This window comes from Rhodococcus sp. (in: high G+C Gram-positive bacteria) (genome assembly GCF_049286785.1).
Classification (GTDB): Bacteria; Actinomycetota; Actinomycetes; order Mycobacteriales; family Mycobacteriaceae; genus Rhodococcus_F.
In genome coordinates this window covers 1-7,110 of record NZ_JBAQEO010000840.1, presented here as the reverse complement: position 1 = coordinate 7,110, position 7,110 = coordinate 1, and the positions used below count along the sequence as shown (strand labels likewise).

Annotated in this window: 10 protein-coding genes; 5 read left to right on the top strand and 5 right to left on the bottom strand. The window is 66.5% G+C overall.

The annotated features are described in order from the left end of the window. Window positions 1-59 precede the first annotated feature (59 nt). The 3 genes from WAW17_RS30090 to WAW17_RS30080 are packed head-to-tail and all read left to right on the top strand — an operon-like array spanning window position 60 to window position 2,142. On the top strand, window positions 60-683 hold the full coding sequence (locus WAW17_RS30090) for an AIM24 family protein (RefSeq protein ID WP_422336506.1): 624 nt from the start codon (window positions 60-62) through the stop codon (window positions 681-683). 5 nt (window positions 684-688) lie between these two features. After that, a complete protein-coding gene (locus tag WAW17_RS30085) occupies window positions 689-1,390 on the top strand; it encodes an AIM24 family protein (protein ID WP_422336505.1) in 702 nt (233 codons plus the stop codon). Further along, complete coding sequence (locus tag WAW17_RS30080) at window positions 1,387-2,142, top strand: AIM24 family protein (RefSeq protein WP_422336504.1); 756 nt, start codon at window positions 1,387-1,389, stop codon at window positions 2,140-2,142. The genes WAW17_RS30085 and WAW17_RS30080 overlap by 4 nt, the downstream gene beginning before the upstream one ends. Before the next feature lie 27 nt (window positions 2,143-2,169). Here WAW17_RS30080 and WAW17_RS30075 read toward each other — a convergent pair whose 3' ends face one another. Beyond that, on the bottom strand, window positions 2,170-2,652 hold the full coding sequence (locus WAW17_RS30075; protein WP_422336508.1) for a hypothetical protein: 483 nt from the start codon (window positions 2,650-2,652) through the stop codon (window positions 2,170-2,172). A 118-nt stretch (window positions 2,653-2,770) separates the two neighbouring features. On the opposite strand from WAW17_RS30075, the gene WAW17_RS30070 reads away from it, so the two are divergent. After that, window positions 2,771-3,424, top strand: a complete 654-nt coding sequence (locus WAW17_RS30070; protein WP_422336503.1) for a hypothetical protein — start codon at window positions 2,771-2,773, stop codon at window positions 3,422-3,424. A gap of 5 nt (window positions 3,425-3,429) precedes the next feature. Here the strand turns inward: WAW17_RS30070 and WAW17_RS30065 are convergent, their stop codons facing one another. Next, on the bottom strand, window positions 3,430-4,281 hold the full coding sequence (locus WAW17_RS30065) for a spermidine synthase (protein ID WP_422336502.1): 852 nt from the start codon (window positions 4,279-4,281) through the stop codon (window positions 3,430-3,432). 151 nt (window positions 4,282-4,432) lie between these two features. On the opposite strand from WAW17_RS30065, the gene WAW17_RS30060 reads away from it, so the two are divergent. After that, on the top strand, window positions 4,433-4,759 hold the full coding sequence (locus tag WAW17_RS30060) for a hypothetical protein (RefSeq protein WP_422336501.1): 327 nt from the start codon (window positions 4,433-4,435) through the stop codon (window positions 4,757-4,759). Here WAW17_RS30060 and WAW17_RS30055 read toward each other — a convergent pair whose 3' ends face one another. The 3 genes from WAW17_RS30055 to WAW17_RS30045 are packed head-to-tail and all read right to left on the bottom strand — an operon-like array spanning window position 4,760 to window position 7,092. Next, complete coding sequence (locus WAW17_RS30055; protein WP_422336500.1) at window positions 4,760-5,845, bottom strand: PQQ-dependent sugar dehydrogenase; 1,086 nt, start codon at window positions 5,843-5,845, stop codon at window positions 4,760-4,762. A gap of 27 nt (window positions 5,846-5,872) precedes the next feature. Then, window positions 5,873-6,634, bottom strand: a complete 762-nt coding sequence (locus tag WAW17_RS30050; protein WP_422336499.1) for an SDR family NAD(P)-dependent oxidoreductase — start codon at window positions 6,632-6,634, stop codon at window positions 5,873-5,875. Continuing rightward, window positions 6,634-7,092 (bottom strand): nuclear transport factor 2 family protein, encoded by a 459-nt coding sequence (locus WAW17_RS30045; protein WP_422336507.1) that lies wholly within the window; start codon window positions 7,090-7,092, stop codon window positions 6,634-6,636. Before WAW17_RS30045 ends, WAW17_RS30050 begins: the two co-directional genes overlap by 1 nt. Between the last annotated feature and the right edge of the window lie 18 nt (window positions 7,093-7,110).

Below are 7,110 nucleotides of genomic sequence, written 5' to 3'. Positions count from 1 at the left end.
CACGAACACTGCCGCTCGCCTCTTGGCTCACAGTCTCTTGGCACACGGAAGGGGGATCCATGGCACAACTGCTGGACAAGTCGAAGAAGGTGATCGAAGCCCGGCTCGCCGGAACCAGCGTCCGCGCGATCCAGGGGTCGATGATCGCCTACGAAGGAAACATCAGCTTCACATCCGCCGGCTTCGGTGGTGGCGACGGTCTGGTCGCCGGCTTGAAGCGGCGCGCCACAGGCGAAGCGCTGTCGCTGATGGAGTGTTCCGGGCACGGCGTCGTGTACTTCGCCGCGAGCGGGCAGTACGCCACCGTCGTCGATCTCCGGAACGAGACCCTTCAGGTGGAATCGCAGCAGCTCCTCGCGCTCAGCGGAAATTTGTCCACCAACGTCACCTTCACCGGACTGCGCGGCGGTGTCGGCGGTCAGGGACTGTTCACCACCACGGTCTCCGGCCAGGGGCAGGTTGCCCTGCTGTCGGCAGGCGGCCCGCTCATCCATCTCGAAGTGTCACCCCAGTACCCGCTCGTGGTGGACCCCGATGCCTTCGTCTCGGCGAGAGGCCAATTGACCCAGTCGTTCGTCACCGACGTGTCGTGGCGTACCGCGGTGGGCCAGGGCAGTGGTGAGGCCTTCTCACTGAAGTGGGACGGCCACGGCGTCGTGTCCATTCAACCGGCAGAGCGGTGAGTCTCATGGTCTTCTCGAAGGTCAATTCGAAGGTCGTCAAGGTCGACATCGGCACCGCCGGCGGTGTGGTGGCCCGTGCCGGTGCAATGCTGTTCTACACCGGGCAGGTTCAGTTCTCGCCGCACGAGGTTCCGGGGAGCCAGTCGATGGCAGGCATGGGCGGGTTCACCCGGATGGCGGGCCGGATGATGCAGGGCGAATACCAGCGCACGATGCTGGCGCAGGGCCGGGGCGAAGTGCACTACGGCCATGCCGGTCTCGAGGTGCATGTCGTCGACATGTCCCAGGGTGGCACCCTGAGCGTCGAGGCGTCCCGGTTGCTCGCACACAGTGCGGGACTGCAGGGTTCGGTGGTTTCCGTCATGAGCCAGGGCGGCGGTGGTGGTGGTAGAGGAATGCTCGGGGCGCTGCGCGGCGCCGCGGCCGGTGCACTTGCCGGCACAGGACTGTTCACCACCCAGCTGTCGGGGTACGGGTCGGCGGTCCTGCTGGCGCACGGCGGATTCATCGAACTCCCTGTGGGCGGGCCGAATCCGGTGTTCGTCGATCCGGACGCCTTCGTCGGAACCCATGGGAACATCCAGGTGGAACTGAAGTCGGCGCTCGGGTGGCGCGAAGCCGTGGGCCGCGGCGTCGGGGAGGCCATGCAGTTGCGGTGCACCGGACAGGGCATCGTCTACGTCCAAGCTTCCGAGGAGAAACTGTGAGCACCGTGCTGAATCCCGCCGCGTTGTCTTCCAGCGACAACCTTCCCGGAAACAACTACGCGTATTGCATCGACCTGGCGTCCCCGTGGTTCATCCGGAAAGGGGCGATGATCGCGTACTACGGGCAGATGCAGTTCCAGGCACTCACCCACGGACTGCACGGCCAGTTATTGCACCTGGTGGCCGATCAGTTCTCGGCGCCGCTGTACATGGGCGATTATGCGGTGGCCGAAGGCTTCGGCAAGCTGATCATCGGCGACCGCGGCTACGACATCAATTCGTACGATCTCGACGCCGGTAACCTGACAATCCGGGCGTCCAATCTGCTTGCCTTCGAACCGGGTCTGTCTCTCAACCAGTCGATCGTTCCCGGGTTCCTCACGCTCATCGGGACGGGCAAGTTCCTCGCGTCGTCGAACGGTCCGGTGATGTTCGCCGAACCGCCGCTGCGGATCGATCCCGAGGCGCTGGTCGGGTGGGCCGACTGCCCGTCTCCCAGTCATCATTACGACCAGGGCTGGATCAACAATTTCCTCGCGGCCGGTGCGCACATGATGGGTGTCAACTCCGGTGAGGAACGTCAGTTCGACTTCACCGGCGCCGGAACGGTACTGATCCAGTCGAGCGAGAAGGTCCTCGACGACAGCGCAGTGGTACGCAGCATCGAGGCCCAGATCCACGGCATCACCCCGAGCGGCTTGCAACGCCTCAACGGTGTGATCGCAGCCAAGATCGCCGAGCAGAGTCGCTGAGCGCGGTTCCTCGGCCCTGATCCGACCCTATCGCTCGGCCGGCACCGAGGGATTCGGTCCCACCCGGATCGTCGTCGTCATGGGCTTCAGCCCGATCTGCGTCCATCCCGCGGTGATCGTGATCGATCCCGACCGCGGATAGGCGCCGATCCAATAAAGCGGCTGGGTGTGGTACACCGACGCGTCACTCCTCGCGGCCTTCGACGGCGCGGGGGGATGGCGCGGGTCGGCCTCGCCCTCGAGGTCGTCGACGCGCACGCTCACCGCAAGATACGACCAGCGCGCCGACGGGTCGTCAGGGTCGTCGAGGGGTCGAGTCTCGTGGCGGGCGCGGTGTGCGGACCTGCCTCGCACCGTCAGATCCAGACGTACCTCCATGCCCGTCGGATACGCCACGATTTCGGTGACCCGGAGATTCACATCCCGGCGTGACACCAACACGGCTGCCCCGGTTACCGGCAATCCTTCCGTAGTGGGCGGCGGGGCCGCCGGCCACCGTCGCCTGCGCATGCCCCCATATTCCCACCGGCGACGTCGACCTGCCACAGCCATTCCGGTTCCCCCACGCGGGTCCGCTTCGGCTCGTTAACCTCGACGGAAACCTCTACCCGGTGTGGAAGGCGGGAACATGGACAGAACAGCGATCAGGATCGGTGGATTGTCGGGGCTGGTCTCGGCGCTGGTCATGATCCCGGCATATGTCGTGGGTACCCCCGACGATCCGGCCACCATGGCCGAGGCGGAGAACTACTTCGACTCCTACTCGGGGTTCGTCACCGCAAACGGGGTGGTCCCACTCCTGCACCTGCTGTTCTTCCTCTTCTTCCTCGGTACGCTCACCGGTCTCCTCCGCCGCGCCGACAACGACCGGACCGGCCTCGCCGCCACGGCACTCGCCGGCGGAATCCTCCTGGCGGCACTGTCGGCAGCGGGGTTCGCGGCCGAGGTCGTGTACCCCGCCACCCTCACGAGGTACGCCGAGCTGCCCTTCGACGACCAGGTCGCGCCGATGCTCCTGACGCTCTCGACGTGGCTGTACCACTATTGCCAGGTGGGCACGGCGGTGATGATCCTGGCCACCTCGATCGTGGTGTGGCGGACCGACGTTCTGCCTCGCTGGACGGCGCTGGGTGCGGTCCTCGGAGTGCTGGCACTGCTGCACACCTGGATTCCGCTGATCGCCGCACTGGGTGGACTCGTGTGGGTCGGTGCGATCGGACTGTTGATGCTGGTCCGTCCTCCGCGCATCGCCCGCCGACCCGACGAGCCCGTCACGGTCTGACGCGTCTACCGGTCGAGTTCCGCATCGCGCAGCACGCGGGCGGAACCGGCGAATCGCCGCACCTGTGTGTCGTCCCAGACGTGCGCCGGCACACCGCCACCGAGCAGTCGGTGTACCAGCGCGGGGTCGTGGGCGATGGGCACATCACTGCCGGCGATCACGAGGTTGCCGTAGCGGCGGCCCTTGAGCATGGCCGGGTCCGCGATGATCGCGGTGTGCGGAAACACGCTGCCGATGGTCGCCGCTTCCCGCCGCGCCATGACCAGATCGCGGGTGTCGCCGCAGTTGACCGCGTAGATGCCGCCCGGCGCCAGCACCCGGCGGACATGCCCCGTGAACTCGGCGGACGTCAGGGTCTGCGGCGTGATGCTGCCGGCGAAGACGTCGCGGATGATCAGGTCCCGACTCGATTCGGTGAGAGTCTCGGTGACGGCTCTCGCTTCCCCCACCCGCAGACGCAGTAACGGGGCGCGCGGCAGATCGAACCACTTGCGGACGAGTTCGGCGAGTGTGCCGTCGAGTTCCACCACCACCTGCCGGGCATCGGGGTAGACGGCCGCGAAGTACCGGGCCAGGGAACAGGCGCCGCCACCGAGGTGGAGCGCCCGCAGCCGATCGCGGCGTTCCCAGTGCGAACCGGCCAGTTCTGCGATCCAGCGCATGTATTCGAAATCGAGGTACTCGGGGTCCGACAGGTCGATGTGCGAACTCTCGACACCGTTGATCCGGAGCACCCAGCCTCGGGTGTTGACTTTGTCTTCCGCGAGTTCACATGTCCCGGTGTCGATGGTGTACACACCCGCCACGGGTCCGCCCTCGAATGTGCGGACAGGCCGGCCGCCGCGTTGTCTGCCCATTGCCTGTCTTTCCTACCGCTCGCACCCGTGCCCGCGTCTGCTGCGAGAATCGATCTCCCACGATACCGACTTCACCAGGTGTTCCGGTTGCTCACCCGTCCTCGGACGGGGTCGCCTACCGTAGGTATCCGCGTATGAGGGAGGAGAGACGGTGGAACCTCAGGACGTCGACTTCGCGCACACCGAAGGGGCCGCACGCAGACGCCGGGAGAAGGCGATGGGGCTCGCGCGGTACATCTGGGACCGCGGGATCAGCGGCCCGGAACTTCTCGACCTGCCCGACGGCACCCTGCGCAAACTGGCGCGGGCCGCCGGCACGAACCCGCCGAGCACCATGGAAACCTGGACCACTGTGGTCGAACTGCTCGAACAGAAATTCGCGTGGGCGCAGCGGCACCCCGATCACCCTGCAGCGAAACCCGCGCACCCGGACGAGAAGATCATGTGGGTCAAACCCCCGATCGTGCCCTGGAGCTGATCATCCGGGCGCGAACTCGAGAATGCGATCGTCGGCGGCCGAGGGTGTCCCCCGCCCGTCCCGGTTGCTGGTGCCGAACCACACGGTGCCCTGCGGCGTCGCGACGACGGTACGCAGTCGTCCGTAACTCCCGACGAACAGCGGCTGCGGTGCGCCGAGCGAACCGTCGTCGTTCACCGGTATCCGCCACAGGCGTTCGCCGCGCAGCGCCGCCACCCAGAGAGATCCGTCTTGGAATGCCAGTCCGGACGGAGACGCCTCGTCGGTACTCCACTGGACGACGGGATCGGTGAACCCCTCCACTCCGTCCCGCCCCTCCACCTCGGGCCACCCGTAGTTGCCGCCGGGCACGATCAGGTTCACCTCGTCCCAGGTGTTCGCGCCGAACTCGGTGGCCCACAATCTGCCGGCGTCGTCCCACGCGAGGCCCTGCACATTGCGGTGTCCGAGTGACCACACGGGTGAGCCGGGCAGCGGATTGTCCGGTGGAACGGACCCGTCTGGTTCGATCCGCAGGATCTTGCCGCCGAGCGACGACGGGTCCTGTGCGAGAGGCCGGTCACCGGTTTCGCCGGTGGCGACGTACAGCATGGCGTCGGGCCCGAATGCGATCCGGCCGCCGTCGTGAATCGAACCGGCCGGAATGCCGGTCAGGATCGGACGTGGTTCGCTCAGGGTGCGGCCGTCGAATCGCATCGCCACCACCCGGTTGTCGTCCTCGGTGGTGAGGTAGGCGTACACCGTCCGATCCGACGTGTAGGTGGGCGACGCAGCCAGACCGAGCAGTCCCGACTCGCCCCGGGCGGAAACACCGGGAACCTCGCCGACGTCGGCTAACTCACCGCCGGGAAGTAGATGTCGAATCGTGCCCCTGTCCCGTTCGGCGATCAATGCCGACCCGTCCGGCAGCAGCGAAATGCCCCACGGCACGTCGAGTCCGCGCGCGATCTCGACCGGTGCCGAATCGGTGGCAGGCGATGCGGCGACGGTCGTCGACGGCATCTCGGCAGGTTCCTGATTCGATTGGCATGCTGCAACGACGACCAGAGCAATGGCCGCGACAGCCGCTCGTAGCCGCTGCGGCATGGCGCTCCTCTCGGGCCGGATGGCGGGTCAGCTCCAGCGGGCCTGACCGCCGTCGAGTGGGATGGTGGCGCCGGTCAGGTAACCGGCGTCCGGGCCGACCAGGAAAACCACGGCCCGGCCGATGTCCTGCTCGCAGTCGCCGATTCGGCCGAGGGGAATAGATTTCACGAACTCCGCGGCTTCCTCGGGGTTGTTCTCGGTCCACCACTTCAAACCGGGAGAGAGGGCGTGCGGGGCGACTGCGTTGACGCGGATGCCGTCCACCCCCCATTCGCTCGCCGCGGTCCGGGTCAGCGAGCGCATCGCTTCCTTGGTGGCCGCGTAGAGGCCGTAGCCGCTGGTGTCCCACCGAACCGCGGAGGAACTCACGAGGTTGATGATCGAACCACCGCCGCGTGCTTTCAGATGGGGATGGCACAACTGCATGAGCATCAGTGTCGCCACCGGCCCGACTGCCATGGCGCGATCGAGGAGTTTCGGGGTCACCTCCAGGAGAGGCCCCAGCGCGCTGGCGTTGGCGTTGTTGATCAGGATGTCGATCCCACCGAACGTCTCGACCACCCGATCGACCATCGGCTCGAGCTGATCGCGTTTGCTGACGTCGCAGACGATCGGCTCGGCGACGCCGCCGAAACCCTCGATGGCGGCGCAGGTGTCGGTCAGTTTCGTTTCGGTTCGTCCCACGACGGCGATCCGCGCGCCCTCTTTCGCCAGCGCGAACGCCATACCCGCGCCCACGCCCTGCCCGGCTCCCGTGATGAGAGCTACCTTGCCGTCCAGAGTCCCCATCAGTTCGCCGCCCAGCGGTTCGATGTGAGACGGAAACTCGGGACGTCGGCGAGCGACATCACCGCCTCGTAGGTGCGCTCGTATCCGGTGTGCGCGATGCGCCACCTTCCGTCGGAACACCGCACGTAGCGGTCCGAGTAGAACGCGGCGCCACGCAGCATCGTGTTGTGATCCGGGATGATCACGGTGTCGGACAGGTACCACCGTCCGGTCGCGGTATCGCCCTCCACGTCGATCTCGGGATGGCCGCAGTGGTGCTCGGTGATGGTCTGCGGCCCCAGATTCGACCTCATGAAGTTGACGAGCGCGTCCCTCGACTCGAACGCGAGATGCTCACCGTAGTTCGCGGTCGCGTCGGGAAGGAGCGTGTCGGCGAACTCGTCCCAGCACTTGGTGTCCAGGGAACGCAGGTACGCATATTTGAGCCGGCTGATCGCGGCGACCGCTTCGAGATCCACGTCGAACACCTTCTCCTC

What these genes read in the sequence shown, in the direction of transcription:
- WAW17_RS30090 (WP_422336506.1), top strand. Translation starts at nt 60, where the DNA reads ATGGCACAACTGCTGGACAAGTCGAAGAAGGTGATCGAAGCCCGGCTC.
- WAW17_RS30085 (WP_422336505.1), top strand. Translation starts at nt 689, where the DNA reads ATGGTCTTCTCGAAGGTCAATTCGAAGGTCGTCAAGGTCGACATCGGC.
- WAW17_RS30075 (WP_422336508.1), bottom strand. Translation starts at nt 2,652, where the DNA reads ATGCGCAGGCGACGGTGGCCGGCGGCCCCGCCGCCCACTACGGAAGGA.
- WAW17_RS30070 (WP_422336503.1), top strand. Translation starts at nt 2,771, where the DNA reads ATGGACAGAACAGCGATCAGGATCGGTGGATTGTCGGGGCTGGTCTCG.
- WAW17_RS30065 (WP_422336502.1), bottom strand. Translation starts at nt 4,281, where the DNA reads ATGGGCAGACAACGCGGCGGCCGGCCTGTCCGCACATTCGAGGGCGGA.
- WAW17_RS30055 (WP_422336500.1), bottom strand. Translation starts at nt 5,845, where the DNA reads ATGCCGCAGCGGCTACGAGCGGCTGTCGCGGCCATTGCTCTGGTCGTC.
- WAW17_RS30050 (WP_422336499.1), bottom strand. Translation starts at nt 6,634, where the DNA reads ATGGGGACTCTGGACGGCAAGGTAGCTCTCATCACGGGAGCCGGGCAG.